This window comes from Nocardioides sp. Arc9.136, from assembly GCF_030506255.1.
Classification (GTDB): domain Bacteria; phylum Actinomycetota; class Actinomycetes; order Propionibacteriales; family Nocardioidaceae; genus Nocardioides.
Genome location: NZ_CP113431.1, coordinates 4,290,278 through 4,312,028 on the forward strand (window position 1 = coordinate 4,290,278; position 21,751 = coordinate 4,312,028).

The 21,751-nt window shown below is 73.3% G+C and carries 24 protein-coding genes; 7 read left to right on the forward strand and 17 right to left on the reverse strand.

What is annotated here, in order from left to right; translation table 11 throughout:
* Positions 1 to 53: 53 nt before the first annotated feature.
* Positions 54 to 1,769, reverse strand: a complete 1,716-nt coding sequence (locus OSR43_RS20695) for a DEAD/DEAH box helicase (RefSeq protein WP_302268708.1) — start codon at positions 1,767 to 1,769, stop codon at positions 54 to 56.
* A gap of 261 nt (positions 1,770 to 2,030) precedes the next feature.
* Here OSR43_RS20695 and OSR43_RS20700 point away from each other — a divergent pair, with 261 nt between their 5' ends.
* The 3 genes from OSR43_RS20700 (at position 2,031) to OSR43_RS20710 (ending at position 4,072) form a co-directional block, all read left to right on the forward strand.
* Complete coding sequence (locus tag OSR43_RS20700) at positions 2,031 to 2,186, forward strand: hypothetical protein (RefSeq protein WP_302268709.1); 156 nt, start codon at positions 2,031 to 2,033, stop codon at positions 2,184 to 2,186.
* Between the two features lie 205 nt (positions 2,187 to 2,391).
* On the forward strand, positions 2,392 to 3,003 hold the full coding sequence (locus OSR43_RS20705) for a YceI family protein (RefSeq protein ID WP_302268710.1): 612 nt from the start codon (positions 2,392 to 2,394) through the stop codon (positions 3,001 to 3,003).
* Between the two features lie 112 nt (positions 3,004 to 3,115).
* Positions 3,116 to 4,072: an LLM class flavin-dependent oxidoreductase gene (locus tag OSR43_RS20710; RefSeq protein ID WP_302268711.1), complete on the forward strand. Its 957-nt coding sequence runs from the start codon at positions 3,116 to 3,118 to the stop codon at positions 4,070 to 4,072.
* A gap of 15 nt (positions 4,073 to 4,087) precedes the next feature.
* Here OSR43_RS20710 and OSR43_RS20715 read toward each other — a convergent pair whose 3' ends face one another.
* Positions 4,088 to 4,696, reverse strand: a complete 609-nt coding sequence (locus tag OSR43_RS20715) for a hypothetical protein (RefSeq protein ID WP_302268712.1) — start codon at positions 4,694 to 4,696, stop codon at positions 4,088 to 4,090.
* Positions 4,693 to 5,709, reverse strand: coding sequence for a hypothetical protein (locus OSR43_RS20720; protein ID WP_302268713.1), 1,017 nt, complete (start codon positions 5,707 to 5,709; stop codon positions 4,693 to 4,695). Before OSR43_RS20720 ends, OSR43_RS20715 begins: the two co-directional genes overlap by 4 nt.
* 227 nt (positions 5,710 to 5,936) lie before the next feature.
* Here OSR43_RS20720 and OSR43_RS20725 point away from each other — a divergent pair, with 227 nt between their 5' ends.
* Positions 5,937 to 6,224: a hypothetical protein gene (locus OSR43_RS20725; protein WP_302268714.1), complete on the forward strand. Its 288-nt coding sequence runs from the start codon at positions 5,937 to 5,939 to the stop codon at positions 6,222 to 6,224.
* Between the two features lie 33 nt (positions 6,225 to 6,257).
* Here OSR43_RS20725 and OSR43_RS20730 read toward each other — a convergent pair whose 3' ends face one another.
* From OSR43_RS20730 to OSR43_RS20750, 5 genes are all read right to left on the reverse strand, one after another.
* Positions 6,258 to 6,713: a MaoC family dehydratase gene (locus tag OSR43_RS20730; RefSeq protein ID WP_302268715.1), complete on the reverse strand. Its 456-nt coding sequence runs from the start codon at positions 6,711 to 6,713 to the stop codon at positions 6,258 to 6,260.
* A gap of 32 nt (positions 6,714 to 6,745) precedes the next feature.
* Positions 6,746 to 7,513 carry an SDR family NAD(P)-dependent oxidoreductase gene (locus OSR43_RS20735; protein ID WP_302268716.1) on the reverse strand — a complete coding sequence of 256 codons (768 nt, stop codon included), beginning with the start codon at positions 7,511 to 7,513 and terminating at the stop codon, positions 6,746 to 6,748.
* 41 nt (positions 7,514 to 7,554) lie between these two features.
* A complete protein-coding gene (locus OSR43_RS20740) occupies positions 7,555 to 8,334 on the reverse strand; it encodes an enoyl-CoA hydratase/isomerase family protein (RefSeq protein ID WP_302268718.1) in 780 nt (259 codons plus the stop codon).
* Positions 8,334 to 9,512: a thiolase family protein gene (locus OSR43_RS20745; RefSeq protein WP_302268720.1), complete on the reverse strand. Its 1,179-nt coding sequence runs from the start codon at positions 9,510 to 9,512 to the stop codon at positions 8,334 to 8,336. The genes OSR43_RS20740 and OSR43_RS20745 overlap by 1 nt, the downstream gene beginning before the upstream one ends.
* A gap of 63 nt (positions 9,513 to 9,575) precedes the next feature.
* Complete coding sequence (locus OSR43_RS20750; protein WP_302268722.1) at positions 9,576 to 10,598, reverse strand: NADP-dependent oxidoreductase; 1,023 nt, start codon at positions 10,596 to 10,598, stop codon at positions 9,576 to 9,578.
* Between the two features lie 79 nt (positions 10,599 to 10,677).
* On the opposite strand from OSR43_RS20750, the gene OSR43_RS20755 reads away from it, so the two are divergent.
* On the forward strand, positions 10,678 to 11,631 hold the full coding sequence (locus tag OSR43_RS20755; protein WP_302271743.1) for a zinc-binding dehydrogenase: 954 nt from the start codon (positions 10,678 to 10,680) through the stop codon (positions 11,629 to 11,631).
* 22 nt (positions 11,632 to 11,653) lie between these two features.
* Here the strand turns inward: OSR43_RS20755 and OSR43_RS20760 are convergent, their stop codons facing one another.
* From OSR43_RS20760 to OSR43_RS20770, 3 genes are all read right to left on the reverse strand, one after another.
* Positions 11,654 to 12,781 carry an ABC transporter ATP-binding protein gene (locus tag OSR43_RS20760; protein WP_302268723.1) on the reverse strand — a complete coding sequence of 376 codons (1,128 nt, stop codon included), beginning with the start codon at positions 12,779 to 12,781 and terminating at the stop codon, positions 11,654 to 11,656.
* 95 nt (positions 12,782 to 12,876) lie between these two features.
* Positions 12,877 to 14,544, reverse strand: a complete 1,668-nt coding sequence (locus OSR43_RS20765) for an iron ABC transporter permease (protein ID WP_302268724.1) — start codon at positions 14,542 to 14,544, stop codon at positions 12,877 to 12,879.
* Between the two features lie 114 nt (positions 14,545 to 14,658).
* Positions 14,659 to 15,711 (reverse strand): extracellular solute-binding protein, encoded by a 1,053-nt coding sequence (locus OSR43_RS20770; RefSeq protein WP_302268725.1) that lies wholly within the window; start codon positions 15,709 to 15,711, stop codon positions 14,659 to 14,661.
* A gap of 200 nt (positions 15,712 to 15,911) precedes the next feature.
* Between OSR43_RS20770 and OSR43_RS20775 the strand changes: the two genes are divergently transcribed.
* Positions 15,912 to 16,367, forward strand: a complete 456-nt coding sequence (locus OSR43_RS20775) for a MaoC family dehydratase (RefSeq protein ID WP_302268726.1) — start codon at positions 15,912 to 15,914, stop codon at positions 16,365 to 16,367.
* Here OSR43_RS20775 and OSR43_RS20780 read toward each other — a convergent pair.
* Both OSR43_RS20780 and OSR43_RS20785 read right to left on the reverse strand, forming a co-directional pair.
* Positions 16,348 to 17,706 carry a DUF1254 domain-containing protein gene (locus tag OSR43_RS20780; protein ID WP_302268727.1) on the reverse strand — a complete coding sequence of 453 codons (1,359 nt, stop codon included), beginning with the start codon at positions 17,704 to 17,706 and terminating at the stop codon, positions 16,348 to 16,350. The two genes, OSR43_RS20775 and OSR43_RS20780, sit on opposite strands and share 20 nt — an antisense overlap.
* On the reverse strand, positions 17,703 to 19,061 hold the full coding sequence (locus OSR43_RS20785) for a DUF1254 domain-containing protein (protein WP_302268728.1): 1,359 nt from the start codon (positions 19,059 to 19,061) through the stop codon (positions 17,703 to 17,705). Before OSR43_RS20785 ends, OSR43_RS20780 begins: the two co-directional genes overlap by 4 nt.
* Positions 19,062 to 19,177: 116 nt before the next feature.
* Here OSR43_RS20785 and OSR43_RS20790 point away from each other — a divergent pair, with 116 nt between their 5' ends.
* On the forward strand, positions 19,178 to 19,927 hold the full coding sequence (locus OSR43_RS20790) for an SDR family NAD(P)-dependent oxidoreductase (protein ID WP_302268729.1): 750 nt from the start codon (positions 19,178 to 19,180) through the stop codon (positions 19,925 to 19,927).
* Positions 19,928 to 19,948: 21 nt separating this feature from the next.
* Here the strand turns inward: OSR43_RS20790 and OSR43_RS20795 are convergent, their stop codons facing one another.
* The 4 genes from OSR43_RS20795 to OSR43_RS20810 form a co-directional block, all read right to left on the reverse strand.
* Entirely contained in the window at positions 19,949 to 20,275 is a 327-nt protein-coding gene (locus OSR43_RS20795; protein WP_302268730.1) for a DUF202 domain-containing protein, read from the reverse strand.
* Entirely contained in the window at positions 20,272 to 20,646 is a 375-nt protein-coding gene (locus OSR43_RS20800) for a YidH family protein (RefSeq protein WP_302268731.1), read from the reverse strand. Before OSR43_RS20800 ends, OSR43_RS20795 begins: the two co-directional genes overlap by 4 nt.
* Before the next feature lie 4 nt (positions 20,647 to 20,650).
* Positions 20,651 to 20,977 carry an EthD domain-containing protein gene (locus OSR43_RS20805; protein WP_302268732.1) on the reverse strand — a complete coding sequence of 109 codons (327 nt, stop codon included), beginning with the start codon at positions 20,975 to 20,977 and terminating at the stop codon, positions 20,651 to 20,653.
* A gap of 80 nt (positions 20,978 to 21,057) precedes the next feature.
* Complete coding sequence (locus OSR43_RS20810; protein ID WP_302268733.1) at positions 21,058 to 21,678, reverse strand: TetR family transcriptional regulator; 621 nt, start codon at positions 21,676 to 21,678, stop codon at positions 21,058 to 21,060.
* Between the last annotated feature and the right edge of the window lie 73 nt (positions 21,679 to 21,751).

Genomic DNA, 21,751 nt, shown 5'->3' on the forward strand with positions numbered 1-21,751 from the left:
GACGGTCGCCGGAGGAGCCACCACGGTGGGGCCGGTCGGGACCGGCCGCCGGGTCAGCCCTTGTGGCGCGGCTTGCGGGCCGGGCGGGCCGGGCCGTTGTCGGGCTGGAGCTCGATGAGCTTGCCGGAGATCCGGGTCTCCTCGAGCTTCTGGAAGACGGTCGGCGACAGGTCCGCCGGCAGCTCGACGAGGGAGAAGTCCGGGCGGATCTGGATGTGCCCGAAGTCCCCGCGCTGGAGGCCGCCCTCGTTGGCGATCGCGCCGACGATCTGGCGCGGCTCGACCTTGTGCCGCTTGCCGACGTTGATCCGGTACGTCGCCATCGGGACGTCGGTGCGCCCGCGCGGCTTGCGCTCGCCGCGGTCGGGACGGTCGCCCCGGTCCTTGCGCTCGGGACGGTCGTCGACGCGCGGCGGGCGCACCTCGGCCTTGGGGTCGAGCAGCAGCGGGGTGTCGCCCTGCGCCACGACGGCGAGCGCGGCGGCCACGTCGACCTCAGGCACGTCGTACTCCTTGACGTAGTGCCCGATGATGTCGCGGAACTTCTCGATCCGGTCGGTCTGGCCCAGCGCCTCGGTGATCGCGTCGTCGAAGCGGGAGAGCCGGGTGGCGTTGACGTCGTCGACGTTCGGCAGCGGCATCTGGGTCAGCGGCTGCCGGGTCGCCTTCTCGATGTGCTTGAGCAGGTAGCGCTCGCGCGGGGTCACGAACGAGATCGCGTCGCCGGTCCGGCCCGCGCGGCCGGTGCGGCCGATGCGGTGGACGTAGGACTCGGTGTCGGTGGGGATGTCGTAGTTGACGACGTGGCTGATCCGCTCGACGTCGAGGCCGCGGGCCGCGACGTCGGTGGCGACGAGGATGTCGAGCTTGCCCGACTTCAGCTGGTTGACGGTCCGCTCGCGGACCGCCTGCGCGACGTCGCCGTTGATCGCAGCGGCGGAGAAGCCCCGGGCGCGCAGCTTCTCGGCGAGCGTCTCGGTCTCGTGCTTGGTGCGGACGAAGACGATCATCCCCTCGAAGTTCTCGACCTCTAGGATGCGCGTGAGGGCGTCGACCTTCTGCGGGTAGCTGACCAGCAGGTAGCGCTGGGTGATGTTCGCGGCGGTCGTGGAGCTCGCCTTGACGGTGATCTCCTGCGGGTCGCGCAGGTAGCTCTTGGAGAGCCGGCGGATCTGCGCGGGCATCGTCGCGGAGAACAGCGCGACGTTCTTGTCCTCGGGCGTGCTCGCGAGGATCGTCTCGACGTCCTCGGCGAAGCCCATGTTGAGCATCTCGTCGGCCTCGTCGAGCACCAGGAAGCGCAGCTCGGACAGGTCGAGGGTGCCCTTGTCGAGGTGGTCCATGATCCGGCCGGGGGTGCCCACGACCACGTGGACGCCGCGGCGGAGCGCGGAGAGCTGGACGCCGTACGCCTGGCCGCCGTAGACGGGGAGCACGTGCACGCCCTTGCGGTGCGCGGCGTACCGCTCGAAGGCCTCGCACACCTGGAGCGCGAGCTCACGCGTGGGGGCGAGCACCAGCGCCTGCGGCGTCTTCTGCTTCAGGTCCAGCTTGCTGAGGATCGGCAGCGCGAAGGCGGCGGTCTTGCCGGTGCCGGTCTGCGCCAGGCCGACGACGTCGCGACCCTCGAGCAGCGGGGGGATGGTGGCGGCCTGGATGGGCGACGGCGTCTCGTAGCCGACGTCCTTGAGGGCGCGCAGCACGGAGTCGTCGAGGCCCAGGTCCGCGAAGGTGGTCGTGGGGGCAGGGGCGTCTTCGGTGGTGCTCACCCTCCCCACCGTAGAGGTTCGGCGCGCCGGGCCGCTCTTCCGCGTCGCGGTGCGCTGGGTCACCGCGCCCGCCGGAGACCACCGCGGCGGCGGCCGGGGACGGCTGCGGAGGCCTCGCCGCATCCCCTCGGGAGCGTGCTCGGCACGTACGCCGCCGCAGCGACCCCGAGGTGGAGCGTCGCGCCCGTTCCGGGCGGTTCCTGGTCACGCTGGTGGGGATCGGCTACGCTGGGTGAACAGAAGGTGAACAGGAGGTGTCCCATGCAGGAATCCACGGTGACCACGGGGTCGCGCACGCGACCCACGATGTGCTGGGTGCCCGTCGTCGACAGCCGCGGCCGCACGCACATGGAGGCCCGCTGGCTCGACGAGGGCGTGGCCCTCGGCCGCACCACGGCGACGTACCACGCCGCCTGACCGCAGCCGGTCCGCAGCAGCCAGCCACCACGGCCGCGCCCCACGAGGGGCGCGGCCGTGGTGCGTTCCGGAGGGTCGGTCCAGACCATCCTCCCGACGACGGGAATGAAACCGGACCCTGGTCCGTTCCGGTGGTTGAACTTTGAACGAAACTCGTGGATGCTTCCACGAGCACCCCACCACCACCCCGCACCTGGAGCACCCCATGAGCATCTTCAGCCGCAAGTCCGAGACCCCCGCCGCCGCCGAGCCCGTCTTCGACGCCGCCACCACGGCCGTCGCCGACATCACCGGCGACTACACCATCGACGCCTCGCACAGCCGGATCGGCTTCAGCGCCCGCCACGCGATGGTCACCACCGTCCGCGGCGCGTTCAAGGAGTTCGAGGGCACCGCGCACATCGACGCCGCGAACCCGTCGGCCTCCCACGTCTCGCTGACCATCAAGACCGCCAGCATCGACACCGGCTCCGCCGACCGCGACGGCCACCTCACCTCCGCCGACTTCTTCGACGCCGGCACCAACCCGGAGATCACCTTCCGCTCGACCAAGGTCGAGAAGGTCGACGACGACACCTGGGCCATCACCGGCGACCTGACGATCGCGGGCACCACCAAGCCCGTCACCATCGCCTTCGACGAGACCGGCTCCGCGCAGGACCCGTTCGGCAACCTCCGCGTGGGCTTCGAGGGCGGCACCGCCATCAACCGCAAGGACTGGGGCCTGACCTGGAACGCCGCGCTCGAGACCGGCGGCGTCCTCGTCTCCGAGAAGATCAAGCTCGAGTTCGACGTCTCGGCGATCAAGAACGCCTGACCCGACTCCCCCGACCGGGGCCGTCCACCGAGGTGGGCGGCCCCGGTCGCACGTCCGGACCGGGACGGCCGGGCCCTCGACGTGGCCGGGCCGGCAGGCCACGCTGTCGCCCATGGTCTCGTTCGTCACCCGCTACGACTTCCGCGTCCCCGGCGGCGACGCCGCCACCCGGCAGGAGGTCTACGCCCGGTCGCTGCAGCAGGCGGCGTACGTCGACGCCCACGGGCAGGACGCGATCATGCTCTCCGAGCACCACGCGTCCGACGACGGCTACCTGCCCTCCCCGCTGCTGGTCGCCTCGGCGATGGCGGCGGTGACCTCGCGGGTGCCGATCACCGTGGCGGCGCTGCTGGCCAACCTGCACGACCCGCTGCGGCTGGCCGAGGACATCGCGGTCCTGGACCACCTGGCCGCGGGACGGGTCAGCCTCACCTTCGGGCTGGGCTACCGCGAGGTCGAGTACGACCTGTTCGACCGCTCCTGGCGCACCCGCGGGCGCGACGTCGAGGAGCGGATCACCGCGGTGCTCGACGCGTGGGCCACCGGACGGGTCACGCCGCGGCCCTTCAGCGACCCCCACCCCTTCCTCCTGTACGGCGGCGGCACCCCGGCCGCCGCCCGCCGTGCGGCCCGGCTCGGGCTCTCCTTCCAGCCCCAGCACTCCGACCCCGCCCTCCGGGAGGAGTACGTCGCGGCGTGCCGCGAGCTGGGCCGCGAGCCGGGCGTCGTGCTGACCGCGCCACCCGGACCGGCGAACGTGTTCTGCGCCGAGCGGCCCGAGGAGTTCTGGGAGCGCTGGGGCCACCACCTGCTGGCCGACGCCGCGGCGTACCAGTCCTGGCACGGCGACGCCGCCTCCCACGTGCTCGACCCTTCGCGCTCCGTCGAGGAGATGCAGGAGGCCGGGGTGTACCTCGTGGTCACGCCCGAGGACCTGGTCGAGCGGGTCCGCTCCCGCGAGGTCCGGCTGGTCACCTGCCACCCCGCCTGCGGCGGTCTCCCGGCGGAGCCGTCCTGGGCGTCGCTGCGGCTGGTCTGCGAGACGGTCATGCCGGCGGTGCGGGCCTGACCCGGCCCGTCCCGGCTACTCCTGGACGGTGGTCACGACACTCGTGACCGAGGGTCGGCGCGGGGTCGAGGAGAACCCGAACCGCGGAGGCGGCTCCACCGGCGCCAGCGAGCCCAGGTCGGCGCCCTCCAGGCTGCCGGTGGCCGCGGTGACGGCGTGGTGGTCGGTCGCGCCGTACCACTCGCGCCGGGTGCCGGCCGCCGACCCGCGGGTGCGCACGCCGTCCAGCAGGACCCGGGCGAGGGGGTCGGTGAGCGCGCCGAACGCCGGCGCGGTCGCCAGCCGGGGCGGGACCAGGCGCAGCAGCCGGCCGAGCGCGGTGCGGCCGCCGACGGTGAGGTCGAGGGCGAGCGAGGGGGACCGCACCTCCCAGCGGCTGCCGCCCTCCGCCGCGTGCTCGGTCACGGCGAACGGCTCGATGCGGACCTCGTCGAAGGTGTACGTCGCGGCGATGAACTCGGCAGCCTCGGCGTGCGGGGCCAGCAGCAGCCGGTGCCCGGCGGCGGTCTCCACCATCGCGTCGGAGAACGCGCGCAGCGGGGTCGCGTGCCAGTGGCCCACCACCACCCGCACCCCGCTGGTGGTGCCCACGCCGGCGATGCGCCCGTGGAATCGCGACCTCACGCGGCCCGCCGGGCCGGGGGCCCCCCAGGAGCTCCTGTGGGGCCCAGCGGCAGGTCGACCCCGGCCCGGACCGCCGGCGGCAGGGCGGAGATCGCCACCAGCGCGACGAAGCCGCTGATCACCTTGTCCCCCAGCGACACCAGGACGTTGCCGGCACCGACGGCGACCACGAGGCGGTCGGTCGCGGCGAGGAACGTGGCGCTCACCGCGTCCTCCCCGTGGCCGGTGCTGCCGTCGTAGAGCAGCACGAGGATCGGGACGGCGACGAGGGTGCAGACCAGCGCGGCCGCGGCGTTCAGGCCGAGGAAGCGCGGCAGGGTGCGGCCGAGTCCGAGCCGGCGGGCGCCGTACCCCCAGACGAGCGCGCCGGCGATGTTCACCAGGGCGAACGGGATCGACTCCTCGCCGCTGCTGAGCGTGCCCGCGAGGTTCGAGGCGAGGCCGACCGCCGCACCGCGCCAGGGGCCGAGCGCGATCGCGGCGACCGCGGTGCCGACCATGTCGAGGTAGACCGGCAGCGCGAGCAGGTCGACGAACGACCGGCCCAGCAGGTTGACCAGCACGCAGGCGGTCATGAGCAGCAGCACCCCGGCGGGGCGGACCCGCTCGGCCGGCTCGGTGGCCTGGGCGGCCGGGTCGGCCGGCGCGGGCGCGGGGACGGGCGCGGGGACGGGGGCGGCGACGGGGGCGGCGACGGGGGCGGGCGCCCGCAGCCAGCCGTCGACCAGCGCCGCGTCGCCGTCGAGCGCGTGGACGATCTCGCGGACGAGCGGGACGTTCACCCGGGCCCGGCCGGTGCGGAACGCGTCGTACACCGTCGTGCGGGCCACCCGCGCGGCGTGCTCGTCGGCACCCGCGGCGAGCCGCTGCTCGGCGACGCGTCGGGCGATCTCGGCGAACGAGGGCTCGCCCGCCGCGCGCCGGAGCGCCTGCAGCTGCTCGGCCAGCCCGTCCCAGCGGGCACCCCCGCCGGGCTCACCGAGCCGGGTCGCCCTGCCGTCGTCGACCTCCACGTCCGCGTGCCCCCTCCCGAGCCGAGTGCGCGTCCGGCGCCACCCTAGGTCGCGTCCGGGCCGGCCGGAGGCTGTTCGGGATCGTCCGGGAACACCTCACACGTGGGAAACCGCGCCTCGCCGGGCCCAACCCGCGCCGAGACTGGGCGCTCGCGGATCCGCGTGCCTCCGGGGGGACGGCGCGCGGGTCCGCCCGCGCACGCACCCCGCTGATCCAGGAGGACCGCATGACCGACCCGCAGGACCCCGCCCCCGCCGACGAGCGGCGGGAGGGGCTCGGATGGATCGGCCCGGCGGAGCAGCGGCTGCTGGCGTCGTACCGGCGGATCGGCTGCACCGAGCGCGAAGCCCTCACCGCGGTCGCCGGCGACCTCCTGCAGCGCTCGACCGAGCCCGGGGTGCCGGTGGACGACGCGGTGGAGGAGACGGTGGTCCGGCGCTTCCTCGAGGCGGCCGGGCTGACCCTGGACGAGGTCCGCGACGCGCTCGGCCTGCGCTTCGACGAGGCGGGCTGACGCCCCGTCCGCGGTCGTGACCGCCGGCGCCGGTCAGCCGACGAGGAGCAGGACGACGGTCTCGGCGACGCAGGCGGGCTTGGCCTCGCCCTCGATCTCGACGGTGTAGGCGATGACGGCCTGCTTGCCGGCCGGGATGTCGGTGACCTCGCCGAAGGCGACGTGGCCGCGGACGCGCTTGCCCACCAGGAGCGGGTGGGGGAAGCGGACCTTGTTGACGCCGTAGTTCAGCTTCGCGCCCGGGGTGTCGAGGGTGAAGACCTGGCTGCCCAGCCACGGGACCAGCGACAGGGTGAGGTAGCCGTGGGCGATGGTCCCGCCGAACGGGCCGTCCTTCGCGCGCTCGACGTCGACGTGGATCCACTGGTGGTCGCCCGTGGCCTCGGCGAAGAGGTCCACCCGCTGCTGGTCGATCTCGACCCAGTCGGTCGAGCCGATGTCGGTGCCGGCCGCCGCGGCGACCTCCTCGAAGCTGGAGAACGTACGCATGCCCTGCTCCTCGTGCGTGCTGGTGGTCGCCGTCATCCGAGCTTGCCGCCGCCGTCGACGTACAGCGTCTGGCCGGTGATGTAGGACGCCTCGTCGCTGGCCAAGAACGCGACCGCGGCCGCGATGTCCTCGGGGTAGCCCACCCGGCGCACCGGGTTGGCCTCCGCGTTGAGCTTGCGGAACTCCTCCACGTCCATCCCCAACCGCGCAGCGGTGGCGTCGGTCATCTCGGTGGCGATGAAGCCCGGCGCGACCGCGTTGGCGTTGATCCCGAACGGGCCCAGCTCGATGCCCAGCGTGCGGGTGAAGCCCTGCACGCCCATCTTCGCCGCCGAGTAGTTCGCCTGCCCCCGGTTGCCCAGCGCCGAGACGCTGGAGAGGTTCACGATCTTCCCGTACTTCTGCTCCACGAAGTGCTTCTGGGCGGCCTTGGTCATCAGGAACGCACCCTTCAGGTGCACCCCCAGGACCAGGTCCCAGTCGGTCTCGGTCATCTTGAACAGCAGGTTGTCGCGCGTGATCCCGGCGTTGTTGACCAGCACGTGGATCCCGCCGAGCTCGGCCACGACCCGCTCGACCGCGGCGTCGACCGAGGCCGCGTCGGCCACGTCCGCGCCGATCCCGACCGCCTTCGCGCCACCGGTGACCGGCAGCCGCCCGGCCGCCTCCGCGGCAGCGGACTCGTCGAGGTCGATGACCGCGACCGACGCGCCCTCCTCGGCGAACCGCGTGGCGGTGCCGAACCCGATCCCGCGCGCCGCTCCGGTGACGACGGCAACCCGCCCGTCGAATCGACCCATGATGTGCTCCTTCTCCGTGGTTCTCGTGAGTGTGCGGTGGTTCAGCGTCTGCCGAAGCGGTCGAGCAGGGCGGTCGCCGCCGGGGTGGCGACCGCACGGGCGATGGTGCGGGCCTCGTCGCGGCCCACGGCAGCACGATCGGTGTCCCCACCGGTGCGCACGAGGCGACGGGCCTGGCCGAGTGCGTACGCCGGACCGGCGGCGAGGCGGCCCGCGATCTCGGCGGCCCGGCCTCCCGCGGTGCCGTCGGCAGCCACCTCGGTGACCAGGCCCCAGGCGTGGGCCTCGTCGGCGGTCAGCACCCGGGGGGTCAGCAGGAGCTCGAGGGCGCGCTGCTGACCGACCGCCCGCGGCAGCAGCCAGGACAGGCCGCAGTCGGGGGTGAGCCCCACCCCGGCGTACGCGCTGACGAAGCGGGTCGACGTCTCGGCAACCACGAGGTCGCAGGAGAGCATGACCGCCAGGCCCGCGCCGGCGACCGCACCCTGCACGGCGGCGACGACCGGCTTCTCCATCCGGTGCAGCGCGACCAGCGCCTCGTCGACCGCGCCCGCCAGCTCCTCGAGGTGGGCCGCACGGTCCTCGACCGCGAGCATGGAGGCGACGTCGCCGCCCGCGCAGAAGCGCTTCCCCTCACCCGTGACCAGGACGGCGCCCACGGCGTCGTCCGCTGCAGCCGCCGCCACTGCGTCGCGGAGTGCGTGCGCGGTGCGGAGGTCGACGGCGTTGGACGCGGCCGGCCGCGCGAGCACGACGTGGCCGATGCCGTCGCGGACCTCGAGGCGCACCGGCGCTTGGGCGCCGCCCGCCGGGACGACCATCAGATCCTCCGGAACAGTGCGGCCAGGGCCTGGCCGCCGCCGATGCACATCGAGACCACGCCGAGCTCGAGGTCGCGGCGGACCATGTCCTTGGCGACCCGCAGCGTGAGATTCGCACCGGTGGCGCCGACCGGGTGGCCCAGCGCGATCGCGCCGCCGTAGGGGTTGACCCGCTCCGGGTCCAGCCCGGCGTCGCGGACACAGGCGACCGCCTGGGCCGCGAACGCCTCGTTGAGCTCCACGATCCCGATGTCGGCAGGCGTGGTGCCGGTCTTATCGAACAAGGACTGCAGGGCCAGCACAGGGGCGTAGCCCATCAGCCCGGGCTCCATCGCCGCCGTGGTCACCGCCTCGAGGGCGACCATCGGGGTGAGCCCGCGCTCGGCCGCCGCCGACTCGCGCGCCAGGACGAGCGCCGCGGCGCCGTCGTTGATGCCCGAGGAGTTCCCGGCCGTGACCGTCCCGTCCTTCGCGAACGCCGGCCGCAGCCCGGCCAGCGTCTCGACCGTGGTGGCGGGCTTGGGGTGCTCGTCGACCTCGGCGGTGAACGGCCTCCGTCCACCGACCTCGACCGGCACGATCTCCTCGGCGAACGCCGCCTTCGCCTCCACCGTCGCGGCACGCCGCTGGGACTCCGCGGCGAACTCGTCCTGCTCGGCCCGGGACACCCCGTACCTGGCCGCGACGTTCTCGGCGGTCACGCCCATGTGCATGCCGCCGAACGGGTCGGTGAGCATCATCACGGTGCCGTCGACCAGCTGCCGGTCGCCCAGCTTGTAGCCGCTGCGCGCACCGAAGTCGTAGAACGGCATCCGGGTCATCGACTCGTCACCGCCGGCGACCGCGAGATCGACCCCGCCCCAGCGCATCTGCATCGCCGCCGACCACACCGCCTGCAGGCCCGAGCCGCACAGCCGGTTGACGGTGTACGCCGGCACTGACTGCGGGATCCCGGCGGTGATCGCGACCCGACGGGCGTTGTAGGCGTCCGCGCCGACCTGGCCGATGCAGCCCATCACCACCTCGTCGACGTCCTCGGCGCCGACACCGGCACGCCGCAGCGCCTCCCGCGTCGCGACCGCCCCGAGCTCGAAGCCCGGCACGTCCTTGAACATCCCGCCGAAGCTGCCGATCGGCGTGCGGGCGCCGTCGACGACGACGACCTTCTCGTTGTCCATCTCGTTGTCTCTCCTGTGGGTGGGTCATCCGCGTAGGTGGGCGGCGGCGCGCCGCCGCGCTGGCTAGAGCCGGACCAGCGTCTTGCCGGTGGTCCGGCCCGCCAACATGTCCTGGAGCGCGACCGGGGCCTGGGAGAGGCCCTCGTAGACGCTCTGGCGGTGGGCGACGACCCCGTCGCGCAGCCAGCCGCCGAGCCGCCGCTGCATGTCGTCGAGCAGGTCGAGGTGGAGGCTGCCGCGGAAGCCCGCCAGCGTCAGGTGCTTGGCCGTCGCCAGGAACAGGTTGCGCGGTCCGCGCGGCTCGGACTCGTAGTCGGAGACGGACCCGCACAGGGCGATGCGCCCGTGCGGGCGCATCGCGTCGAGGGCGGCCTCGAGGTGGTCGCCGCCGACGTTGTCGAAGTAGACGTCGAGGCCCTCGGGCGCGAGCCGCGCGAGCGCCTGCGCCGGCGGCTCCTCGCGGTAGTCGAAGGCCGCCTCGACGCCGACCTCGTCACGCAGCCAGGCCACCTTCTCCGCCGACCCCGCGCTCGCGACCACCCGGTGGCCGAGCAGGACGGCCACCTGGGCCACCAGCGAGCCGACGGCCCCGCCCGCGGCGGAGACCCAGACCCGCTCGCCGCCGCCCAGGGCCCCGACCACGTGCAGGCCGGCCCAGGCGGTCAGCCCGATCGCTCCCAGCGGTCCGAGGTACCACGACGCCGGCGTCGAGGCCGTGTCCAGCACCCGCAGGCTGCCGGCTCCGTTCATGTACGTCGCCGAGGCGTCGACCACCGCGTGGGTGCGCCAGCCGAACGGGTGCCAGACGGTGTCGCCGGCCGCGAACCCGTCGGCGCGCGACTCGAGCACCTCCCCGACCGTCAGGACGCCGTCGAGCGGCGCGTCCAGCGGGAACGCCGCGAAGTACCCCGCCGGGGCGTGCCGGCGCATCCGCAGGCGCAGCCCGGGATCGACCGAGGTCCACGTGTTGCGGACCAGGACCTCGCCGGGACGGGGCGCAGGCAGCTCCACGTCGGCGAGCCCGAAGTGCGCCGGGCCCACGTCACCGTCGGGGTAGGAGCTCATCCGCACCTCGGTGCACCTCATGTCTGCTCCTCCCACCTGGTGGCGCGGCACTGGACACCTCGCTCGAAACCAAACTAACTTCAGTTCGGTGTTGAGGACAATGGGTGCCTGGCGATGGACCGGCACCGGCAACCCCCTGGCATTGCACGACGTGCCGGTGCCGAGCCCGGGACCTGGGGAGGTGCTGGTGCGCGTCCGCGCGGCGGGCATGTGCCACTCCGACGTCGGCGAGCTCGACGAGCCGTCGTGGGCCGAGAACATCACGCGCAACCCGATCACCCTGGGGCACGAGATCGCCGGCGACGTCGCGGCGCTCGGCGCCGGGGTGGACTCCTGGTCCCCGGGCGACCGGGTCGGCGTCCACCCCCTCGGGGCGACGGTGCCCGGGTACAGCCGCGACGGGGGGTACGCGGCGTACACCCTCGCCCCAGCCACCGACCTGGTCGCGATGCCCGACGACCTGCCCTACGACCTGGCGGCCGCGGGCACCGACGCCGGGATGACCTCCCACCACGCGGTCGTGGAGGTGGCGCGCGTCGGTCCGGGCTCGCGGGTCGGGATCATCGGCCTCGGCGGTCTCGGGCAGTTCGGGGCCCAGATCGCGCTGCTGCGGGGCGCGGAGGTGCACGCGGCGGACACCAGCCCCGGCGCCGCCGCCCTGGGCCGCACGATGGGGCTGGCGTCGGTCCACGGGGCCGCCGAGGACCTGGCCGGTCTCGAGCTCGACGCCGTCGTCGACTTCGCCGGGTTCGGCTCGACGACGGCCGCGGCACTGGCGGCGATCCGCAAGGGCGGCGACATCGTGATGGTCGGGATGGGCGCGGTCCACACCACGCTGGTCACGGCGGACGTGGTCCACAAGCTCGCGCACGTCCACGGGTCCTCGGGCGGCACGAAGGACGACATCGCCCAGGTCTACGAGCACCTCGCCCGCGGCGAGATCACCCCCACGGTCGAGCACCTGGCCTTCGAGGACGTGCCCGACGGGATCGAGCGGCTGCGCGCGGGCCGCCTGACCGGGCGCCTGGTCGTGCTCGTGGACGGGCCCGCCTGACGCCTGGTCGGCGGGCCGCCGGTCAGGGCGCGCCGACCAGGGGACGCTCGGCCACCGCTCCCTCCAGCGGGAAGACCTGCATGACGTCGGGGCGGAAGCTGATCACCACGGGCTCGCCCTCGCTCGCCCCGCGCAGCCACGCGCCGTGGCTGGAGGAGGCGGCCCGCAGCCGGAACTCCTCGGGGCCGGCGGCGACGGTCACGTCGTAGTGCCGTCCGCCGAACTCCGAGGACAGCAGCGTCGCCTCCACGGCCACGGTGTGCGCCGGCACGGTGCTGGCGTCGCGGTGGAGCGCGATGTCGTCGGGCCAGACCCGTGCGACGACCGCCGCGACGTCGGGGAGCTCGCGCTCGACCACCACGTCGACGCCGGCCCGCGTGCGCCAGCCGGTGGCCGTGCGGTGCAGCTCGAGGCGGTTGGACATGCCGATGAACTCCGCGACGTAGTCGGTCGCCGGGTGGTCGAAGACCGTCTGCGGGGTGTCCACCTGCTCCATCCGGCCGGCCCGCATGATCGCCAGCCGGTCGCCGAGCGCGAAGGCCTCGGACTGGTCGTGGGTCACGAAGACCGCACCGAAGCCGAGGCTCTCGTGGAGCCGGTGGATCTCGGTCCGCACCTGGTCGCGCAGGCGGGCGTCGAGGTTGCTGAGCGGCTCGTCGAAGAGCACGAGGTCCGGACGCGCCGCCAGGCCGCGGGCGACGGCGATCCGCTGCTGCTGCCCGCCGCTGAGCTGGGAGGGGAAGCGGTCCAGGAGGTGGCCGCAGTGCACCATGTCGGCCGCCTCCTCCACCCGTCCGGCAGCGAGCGCCTCCCGCATCTTGCGCACCTTCAGCGGGTAGGCGATGTTCTTCCGGACGGTCATGTTGGGCCACAGCGCGTAGGACTGGAACACCATCCCGACGTCGCGCTTGTGGGCCGGGACGTTCACCCGGCGCTCGGAGTCGAAGACCGTGCGGTCCCCGAAGGCGATGGAGCCGGACTCGGGCGTCTCCAGGCCGGCGAGGCAGCGCAGCGTGGTGGTCTTGCCGCAACCGCTCGGGCCGAGCAGGACGAGGAACTCACCCTCCTCCATCTCCAGGTCGAGGTCGTCGACGATGACGTTGGAGCCGTACGCCTTGTGCAGTCCGTTGACCCTGAACTTCGCAGCCATCGCGGTACCTCTTCCAAACACGGAGGCGTCACGCCCCCTGACCTGAATTCGATTCATGATGCGGTGGGCGACCGGTCGTGTCAACCGGTCGGTCCTCACAGGTTGTCGAGCACGTTGCGTCCGCCCACGAGCATCGCGACGGCGACCCCGGCGGCGGTGACCGCCGACATGAGGATCGCCATCGCCGCCACGAGCGTGTAGGAGCCGTTGCTCCAGTGGTCGTAGAGGAGCGTGCCCATCACCTGCGTCGTCGCCGAGCGGACCATCAGCGAGGCCGCGAACTCGTGGGTGAGCAGGATGAACATCAGGGCCACCGCGCTGAGCACCGCGGGCTTGAGCATCGGGAGCGTGACCCGCAGGCTCGTGACCAGCGGGCTCGCCCCGCTGACCGCCGAGGCCTCCTGGTAGGTGTTGCCCATCGAGATCAGCGCCGTCATCTGCATCCGCGTCGCGAACGGGATCATCAGCACGACGTAGACGAGAATGATGATCGTCCGGGTGCCGTAGAGGACGAACGGCGGCTGGGTGTAGGTGAGCAGGAAGCCCACACCGAAGATGACCGCCGGGATGCCGAGCGGCAGCGCCGTGATCACGTCGCCGAGCAGCCGGATCACCGGGACGTGGCGGCCGCGGACCACCAGGGTCGCCACGCCGAGCCCGAGCGGCACGCAGATCGCCACCGCGATGAGCGAGGTGACCACGCTGGTGGTGACCGACTCCAGGATGCCCGGAGTCTCGACGAGCTCGCGGTAGTTGGAGAGCGTGAAGAGGTCCCAGCTGAGGTCGCCGGACCAGTACGGCGTCAGCGACACGATCACGACGCCGAGCATCGGCAGGGCCAGCGCGAACAGGCCGTACGCCGCCACCACCACCGCGGCCCAGGCGGACCGGCCGGAGGTCGGCGCGAACGACTTGCCGCCGTGGGTGACGAACCGGGCCTGGTTGCCCAGCAGGTAGCGCTGGCCGAAGATGACCAGCAGGCCCAGGATCACCAGCGGGGAGCCGGCCGCCGCCGCGGCCGCGAAGTTGGTGGGCGACTCCGAGGTCCGCAGGTACATCTCGGTCGTGAGGACCTTGACCCCCTCGTTCTGGCCCAGCAGCAGCGGACCGGTGAACTGGCCGAGGCCCAGCAGCAGCGCGACGCCGCTGCCGTAGACCAGCGAGGGCCGCAGCAGCGGCAGCACGACCTTGAAGAAGACGCCGAGCGTCGACGACCCGCTGACCTGCGCCGCCTCGAGGTGGTCGGACCCGATGTTCTGCATGCCGGCACTGACGAAGAGGTAGACGAACGACGTCAGGCCGAAGCCGGTGATGATGATGATCCAGGTGGGGCTGTAGACGTTGACCGGTCCGGACTCGAGGTGGTCCCACCAGGGCAGCTGGCGCATCAGCGTGTTGAGGTAGCCCGGGCCCGGGGACAGGAGGAACGCCCACCCCACGACGTTGGCGACCGACGGCATGACGATCGGCAGCAGGGGCACGATCCGCAGGAAGCCGAGGCGGCGCGGCAGCCGGCTCGTGGCGAAGGCCAGGACGGTGCCGAGCACCATCGCGATCACCAGCGACACCAGCGCCAGGACGAGCGTCGTCTGCAGCGTCTGCCCGATGTCGGAGCGGCCGAACTGCGCCTCGTACCCGGCGGCGCCGTCCTCGAAGGCGAGCGCCTGCAGCCGGTAGAGCGGCATGACGATGAGGTAGCCGAGCACCAGGATGAGTGCGCCGTACCCCAGCCGGCTGCGCCAGACCCGGGTGTCGGCTCTCATCCTCGGCACCACGCTCGTCACGGTCATCTCGGGTCCTCTGGTCTCGTCGTCGTGCTGATCGGGGGGCCGGGGCGGAGCGGGCTCGGTGCCCGCGCCGCCCCGGGAGGTCGTGCGTCAGCCGAGGAAGAGGTCTTCCCACTCGGCCTGGTAGGCGTTCACGGACTCCTGGTCCAGGGTGTCGGGGTCGGGCAGGTCGACCTCCTGGGCGAGGACGTCGGTGCCGGGGATGCCCGTGCCCTCGACGTCGGGCAGCACGGGGATGTAGTCCGCCGAGATGGCGGCCTGGCCCTCGGGGGTCACGAGGAAGTCGGCCAGGACCTGCGCCGCGTTGGTGTGCGGGGCGGACGCCAGCACGTGGCTGTACCACGGGACGCCGAAGGGCTTCTCCGGGACCCCGAAGCCGATCGGGGCGCCTGCGTCCTTCTCGGTGAGCACGGTGGTCCCCACCACCGGCGACGCCCAGATCTCGCCCGAGGCGATGGCCTGCCCGATGGCGACGGCGCTCTGGTAGACGCGGGGCTTGGCCTCCGCGAGCCGCTCGACGTAGTTCTCGCCGAAGTCGACGTCGATGCGGCGGTACATGTCGACGTACGTCGGGATGCCGGCGGGGTTCGAGACGCCGATCTTGCCGTTCAGCTCGGGCGCCAGCGCGTCCTCCGGGGTCTTCAGGCCCTGGGGGTACTTGTCGGTGTTCCAGGCCATGCCGAAGATCGTGGCGCTGGTGAGGAACCACTTGTCCTCCATGACGCTGGCCGCGCGGTCGTACGCCTCCTCGTCGAAGCTGGGCCCGACGACGTCGACGGAGTAGTCGGCCTCGAGGCTGCGGTCGATCCAGCCGGCGTCGGTCGTCATGTGCACGTCCGCAGCACCGCGGCCGGTCTCGTTCTCCACCTCGACCTTGGGCAGGATGTCGGCGTCGGTCCCGCGGACGTAGGTGAGCTCGATGTCGGGGTACTTCTTCTCGAAGGCCTTCTTCAGCAGCTCCAGGTTGTCCGGCGCGTGCGTCGAGTAGATCGTGACCTCGCCCTCGTCCTCCGCGGCCGCCACGATCTCCTCCCAGCTGCCGGCGAGCTCGCCGCCACCCTCCGACCCCCCACCGCACGCGGTCAGGGTGAGGCTGGTCAACAGCCCTCCGACCGCCAGGGCGGTCCGGCGCTTGATCTTCATGAGCGTCTCCTCGGGGACGACGTGTGAAGCACTAAAGTGAAGTTGGTTCAGTTGCGACTGTATGACCCCCATCACCTCTCTGACAACCCTGCCAAAGATCATTTACTGAATTCAGTTCATATTACCCGCAGACCCCGGTACCGTCCCCCACCCGGCCGGAACGCTCACCCCGACCACCGGCCCCGCCAGAGGAGGCCCTCATGACGCGCACGTTCCACGGCGTGGAGGAGCTCAGGGCGGGCGCGGGCGTGGACCTGCCGCCCGGCCCGTGGTTCACCGTCACCCAGGAGCGCATCGACGCCTTCGCGGACGTGACGGAGGACTGGCAGTGGATCCACGTCGACCCGGAGCGGGCGGCGGCCAGCCCGACAGGGTCGACCATCGCCCACGGCTACCTCACCCTGTCGCTTCTCCCGCGCCTGAGCTCGGACCTCTTCGACTTCGCGGGGATCGGTCGCGCGGTCAACTACGGCCTGGACCGGGTCCGCTTCCCGGCGGTGGTCCGGCCCGGCGACCGGGTCCGGGCCCGCGGGCACCTGGTCGAGGTCACCGACTCGGGCACCGGCGTGCTCGCCCGCGTGCGCTACTCGATCGAGGTGAAGGGGCTTGACCGGCCGGCCTGCGTGGCCGAGGCGCTCATGCTGGTGGAGCCGTGACGGGCTCGCACCCGGTCCGGCCGAGGGCGCGGACGGCGGGCGGACGCCACGACCCCGCGAGGCACTCCTCGGTGGGCCCGTAGAGCCGGAGCATCAGCCGGAACCCGCCCGCGGGCGCAGGGAGCCAGTTGGCGACGCCCGCGTCGGGGGGCTCGTGGGAGACCTGCACGACCAGCGACCCGTCGGGCTCCCGGCGCAGGCCGTCGGTCCGGTCCCCGATCGCGTAGCGGCCGATCTCGTTGGCGACGAGGAAGCCCTCCGCGTGGTACATGGTCAGGGACCAGAAGTAGCGCACCGGCGGGAGCTCGTCGGGTCCGAACCGCAGCTCGTAGCGGTGGGCTCCGCTCAACCTCCGGCCCTCGGCGTCGACCTCGGTCACGGGGTAGAGCGCCTCGGCCGCGGGGTTGACGTAGATCTGGGAGTGCGCGACCGCCGCCCGCAGCAGCCGGTCCGGACCGAAGTCCACGCCCCGGTAGTTGACCGACCACCCGTTCACCTTCGTGCCCGTCGTCGACACGGCGGCCGCGATCCGCTCCCTGCTCGTGCGCCCCGCCCGCTCCGCGACCGCCGCGTCGGGGGTCGCGACCCAGCGGAGGCGGTCGTCGAACCCGGCGGCGCGCAGGTCCGCGGCGAGCTGCTCGTCCACGTCCGGGTCCGGCCACCCGGCGAGCACCTCGGCCAGGTCGGCGAGGTCGGCCAGCGCCCCGGTGGCGGGCGGACGACCCCGGTCCTCGCGGGTCGGGGCAGGCGCGGGTGCCGGGGCCGCGCCGTCGACGGGCCACCGGCGCAGCGACACCCGGTCCTGCAGCTCGTGGACGGCCGCCAGGTCCGCCGGGTCGTCCGGCTCGACGAGGATCCGCCCCGCGATCATCGCGTGCCGGGCCGGGCTCTCGACGTGCACCGCACCGGGGACCGGCGGGGCCGGGGTCCCGGCCGCGCGGACGCACACGGGCGGGAGCACCTCGCCATGGGTGCGCAGGCCGTACGCGACGCTGGTGGAGTCGGCGAACCCGATCTGGAAGGTGTAGTAGCGGTCCACGACCCGGGGCACCTCGAGCACGACGGGCCCCGCGGCCAGGTCGACCCACGCCACGCTGTAGAGCGTGTCGACGTTGGGTGCGACGCCGACCCGGTACGACGGGTCGGACAGCAGCCGCTGGTGGCCCAGCTCGCCTGACGGCGCGGCGGCGGAGCGCTCGCTGGGGCCGTCCTCCCCCGCGGTCGTCATGGCCCGGCGCAGGCGTGCCGCGAACACCAGCGGGTAGGCCCAGACCAGCACCCGCACGAGCGCCTCGTGCAGGTCGTCGACCGGCTCCGCGGCGGTCACCGGCCTGCTCACGAGCCCACCGGCCGCACGGGCGGAGGCGTCCAGGTGCCGTCGAGCAGCGCCGCGCGCGGACCGTAGGCCCGGAGCACGAGGAAGAAGCGGCCCCGGGGCGTGGGGAGCCAGGTGGCGCCCGAGTCGTCGTCGGCAGCCGGACGGTCGTGCTGGAGGCGGACGACCACCGGCCCCCCGCAGCCGCTCGTCGTGCTGCCCACGGAGTACCGGTCGACCTCGTTGGCGTGGACCTGGCCGGTCTCGACCTCGTAGAGCGTCAGCGACCAGAAGTGGTCGACCGGCGGGAGCGTCGCGAGCTCGATCTCGAAGCCCCCGCGCGTCCCGTCGAGCGGCTCCAGGTCGGCGTCGACGAAGGTGTTGAACGAGGTGTTCTCCTCGACGACGTTGGCGCCCAGGCCGACGAAGTTCATGACCGCGCGAGCGGTGAAGTTGTCGCCGTGCCGGCCCTTGTCCGCCACCCGGGTCCACCCGCCGCCGACCGGCCGCCCGAGCTGTGACCGCGAGCGGCGCAGCAGCTCGAAGGCGGCGTCGAAGCCCTCGGCCGCCCCGGCACGGACCGCCTCCGTCAGGGCGCTCGCGGAGAACGGCGCCTCGCCGCCGACGCCGACGGTGCGGAAGCGACGCACCAGGGCCGTCTCCTCGACCGGCGCCCCGCAGGTGTCCACGACCGCGTGCAACGCGGTCATGAACTCCTCCCAGTCGCGCTCGACCCCCTCCGGCGTGACCGGCGGGAGGTGCGGGTGCTCGCCGCCACGCACCAGCGGCTCGACCACGACGGCGTCCTGGAGCGCGCGGACCGCACGGACCTCCTCCTCGCCGGCGGCCTGCACCCGCAGCAGCCCCCAGGCCAGCGGCGTCGCGACGCGGAACAGGGAGCACCCGTCGGGCACCGTGCCGGTCCAGCCCGCCGGGGCGAGGAGGACGCGGTGCGGCCCCCGACCGTGCGTGCGGAGGCTGATGTTCGAGGCGTTGCTGTGCATGTCGAGGAGGTTGAGGGTGAAGTAGCGGTCGCCGAAGTCGGGCAGGACGACCTGCACCGGCGAGCGGGTCAGGTCGAACCAGACGTTGGAGTAGACGGTGTCGACGTTCGGCACCCGGAAGGCCGAGTGGTCCGGACCCGCGAGGCCCTCCCCGTGGGCGAACTGGTTGAAGGCGACCCGCGGCCCGCCGTCGCCGGCGGCTCCCACCTGCGCCACCATCTGGGCGTACTGCAGGACGGCCGGGAGGCCGTACAGCGTCGCCTCGAACGCGGCGCTGCAGGCCAGGTCGCGAGCCGCGCCCGGGTCGGCCGGCAGCAGGTCCGGCGCGGACGAGCGCTCGAGCTGGTCGACCTCGCCGACGACGTACGTGCGCACGGTGGCTCCTCACGACGGTTGAGTTGAACTCACTTCAACTTCGTGTGACATTACTACCGGCCCCCTTCACCATCAAGCCACCCGGTCCCAGCAAGCACCGAGCCCCAGGAGCGCCCATGCAGCGGTACGACGGTCGTCGAGTCCTCGTCACAGGAGCAGGCGGCGGCATCGGCACGGCCGTCTGCCTGCGCCTCGCGGCCGAGGGCGCCCGGGTGGTGCTGGCCGACCTGGCGTCGGCCGACCTCGAGGACGCGGCGGGCCGGCTGCCCGGCGGCCCCCACCTCACGGCCTCCCTGGACGTGAGCGTCGAGGAGCAGTGGCGCACCCTCGCGGCGCGGGTCGAGCGGGAGCTCGGCGGCCTCGACGTCCTGGTCAACAATGCCGCCATCGGCAGCATCGCGACGGTGGAGGACGAGGAGCTCGACCGCTGGCAGCGCGTCGTCGCCGTGGACCAGACCGGGGTGTGGCTCGGCATGAAGCACCTGGGACCGCTCATCGAGCGCTCCGGCGGCGGGTCGATCGTGAACGTCGCCTCGATCCTGGGCAGCACCGGCGGATTCGGCAACAGCATCGCCTACCACGCGGCCAAGGGCGCGGTGCGCACGATGACCAAGAACGCCGCGCTCCACTGGGCGACCCGCGGCGTGCGGGTCAACTCCCTGCACCCGGGCTTCGTCGAGACACCGCAGCTGCTCGAGCGCTACGAGGGCTCCGAGCGCCACCGCGGCATGCTGGCCAACACCCCGATGGGGCGGCTGGGGCGACCGGAGGAGATCGCGGGGTCGGTCGCGTTCCTCGGCAGCGACGATGCCGGCTTCATGACCGGTGCGGAGCTGTACGCCGACGGCGGCTGGACCGCCCGCTGAGGGGTGGCGGCGGCCGCCTGCTCACCTGAGGAGCAGGGTGGTGAGCACGCCGCCCGCCATCGCGGTCGACGCGAGCGCGAGCGCGAAGAGGACCCGTCCGTCGCGCCGGACGAGCCGTCGCCGTCCCCCGCGCGGACCGTGGCGCCTGGCGCCGGCGACCGCCACCCAGAGGCCCAGCAGGGCGGCGGGGACCGCGACCGCCGCGCCGAGCCCGGCACCGGGCCCGGAGAGCCGTGCCGTGACCGCCGCGCCGGCGACCAGCGTGAGCGCCGTCCGCTGCCAGGCGAGGGCCGTGCGCTGGGGCGACGCGCCCGTGTCGCCGACGCTCCCCGCCGGCCCTCGGCTCACAGCCCGGTCACGAGCAGCCCGACCGCTGCGCACGCCAGGCCGGCGGCGAGCAGCAGGGTGACGTTCGGGGCCGGGAGCGGACGCGACCGGCGCAGGGCCCGCTCGGCGAGCGCCCACTGCACCCACGCGGCGACGGCCGACAGCGCGGCGAGGGCGACGAGCACGACCGCGAGCCAGCGGCTCGACCCCGACCCGACCCGCAGGTCCACGACGTCGAGGGCGACGCCTGCCGCGAGGAGCGCGATCGACGTCCGCATCCAGGCCAGGCACGTGCGCTCGTTGGCGAAGCTGAACCGGTAGTCCGGGTCCTCGCCCTCGCCGTAGACCCAGCGAGGCCAGCGCGTGTCGCCCGGGCGGCTCGGGTCGTCCACCTGCTCAGGACTCCGCGACCATGGTCCGCTCCTCGCCCATGACGGCGATGCGGCGACCGCGCATCCGGCCGACGTGGGCGACGGCCCGCTTCCACTCCTCGCTGGCGAGGGCGGCGTCGAGATCGGCGCGGGAGTCGAAGCTCAGGACGGAGACCCCGTCCCACCCGGCCGAGTGCTTGTCGTCCATCGCGTCGAGCACCTCGGTGTGCTGCCAGCGGCGCAGGCCCGGGAGGCCGTAGGTCACGTCGGCGTGCTCGCCGCGCCACCAGGTGATGAACTGCTCGTGGGTCCAGTCGTCGGGCTTGCTGGCGAGGAGGACGAGGTTGAACATGCTACTCCCTGAAGTGAATCCGGTTCGGGTGATGTGGACGTGACCGGCCCCGGCGCCGGGCGGGCCGGCGGGGCCGTCGGTCAGTGGACGAGCCGCACGGTGGCCTCGACCACCTCGTCGGAGATCTGGGCGAGGGACTGCGGGCCGCCGGGCCGGTACCAGCGCCACACGCTGTTGAGCAGCCCGAGCACCAGTCGCACGAGGACCTTCTCGTCGCGGCGGGGCCACACCCCGGCGTCCATGCCCTCGCGCAGCAGCGCGGCCCACTCCGACTCGATCTCGCGAACCAGCTCGCGCGACCGCACGCGCTCGGCCTCCTCGCGCTCGGAGGCGCGGGGCGAGACCAGCAGGTCCTGGTGGCTGAGCAGGATGCGCGCCTGGAGGCTCTCGCGGGGCGTGACGTCGAAGGAGCTGGCGACCGCCGCCCGCAGCGCCTCGTCGAGGTCCTCGACACCGGAGGTCGCCTTGCGGCTGCGCTCCTGGGCCCGCAGCAGCTCGTCGCTCATGATCGTGAGCAGGCAGTGGGTCTTGGACTCGAAGTAGTGGTACAGCGCGGTCTGCCCGATGCCCACCTGACCGGCGATCGTGGCCCACTTCGTGTGCTCGAACCCCACCTCGCCGAAGTTGTCGATGGCCGCGTCCAGGATGAGCCGGCGCTTGGAGCGCGGTCCCTCGGCGCGGGTCGTGGTCTCAGCGGTCATGGCACACGTCCTCGGTCGTCGGCTGACGCCGCAGCGTAAACGAGATGAGTTCAGGTCGGCCAGCGACGGCGCC

Excerpts from the sequence above, each read along its gene's own strand:
- OSR43_RS20700 (WP_302268709.1), top strand. The coding sequence starts at position 2,031 with ATGCAGGAATCCACGGTGACCACGGGGTCGCGCACGCGACCCACGATG.
- OSR43_RS20705 (WP_302268710.1), top strand. The coding sequence starts at position 2,392 with ATGAGCATCTTCAGCCGCAAGTCCGAGACCCCCGCCGCCGCCGAGCCC.
- OSR43_RS20710 (WP_302268711.1), top strand. The coding sequence starts at position 3,116 with ATGGTCTCGTTCGTCACCCGCTACGACTTCCGCGTCCCCGGCGGCGAC.
- OSR43_RS20725 (WP_302268714.1), top strand. The coding sequence starts at position 5,937 with ATGACCGACCCGCAGGACCCCGCCCCCGCCGACGAGCGGCGGGAGGGG.
- OSR43_RS20730 (WP_302268715.1), bottom strand. The coding sequence starts at position 6,713 with ATGCGTACGTTCTCCAGCTTCGAGGAGGTCGCCGCGGCGGCCGGCACC.
- OSR43_RS20735 (WP_302268716.1), bottom strand. The coding sequence starts at position 7,513 with ATGGGTCGATTCGACGGGCGGGTTGCCGTCGTCACCGGAGCGGCGCGC.
- OSR43_RS20740 (WP_302268718.1), bottom strand. The coding sequence starts at position 8,334 with ATGGTCGTCCCGGCGGGCGGCGCCCAAGCGCCGGTGCGCCTCGAGGTC.
- OSR43_RS20745 (WP_302268720.1), bottom strand. The coding sequence starts at position 9,512 with ATGGACAACGAGAAGGTCGTCGTCGTCGACGGCGCCCGCACGCCGATC.
- OSR43_RS20750 (WP_302268722.1), bottom strand. The coding sequence starts at position 10,598 with ATGAGGTGCACCGAGGTGCGGATGAGCTCCTACCCCGACGGTGACGTG.
- OSR43_RS20755 (WP_302271743.1), top strand. The coding sequence starts at position 10,678 with ATGGGTGCCTGGCGATGGACCGGCACCGGCAACCCCCTGGCATTGCAC.
- OSR43_RS20760 (WP_302268723.1), bottom strand. The coding sequence starts at position 12,781 with ATGGCTGCGAAGTTCAGGGTCAACGGACTGCACAAGGCGTACGGCTCC.
- OSR43_RS20765 (WP_302268724.1), bottom strand. The coding sequence starts at position 14,544 with ATGAGAGCCGACACCCGGGTCTGGCGCAGCCGGCTGGGGTACGGCGCA.
- OSR43_RS20770 (WP_302268725.1), bottom strand. The coding sequence starts at position 15,711 with ATGAAGATCAAGCGCCGGACCGCCCTGGCGGTCGGAGGGCTGTTGACC.
- OSR43_RS20775 (WP_302268726.1), top strand. The coding sequence starts at position 15,912 with ATGACGCGCACGTTCCACGGCGTGGAGGAGCTCAGGGCGGGCGCGGGC.
- OSR43_RS20790 (WP_302268729.1), top strand. The coding sequence starts at position 19,178 with ATGCAGCGGTACGACGGTCGTCGAGTCCTCGTCACAGGAGCAGGCGGC.
- OSR43_RS20805 (WP_302268732.1), bottom strand. The coding sequence starts at position 20,977 with ATGTTCAACCTCGTCCTCCTCGCCAGCAAGCCCGACGACTGGACCCAC.
- OSR43_RS20810 (WP_302268733.1), bottom strand. The coding sequence starts at position 21,678 with ATGACCGCTGAGACCACGACCCGCGCCGAGGGACCGCGCTCCAAGCGC.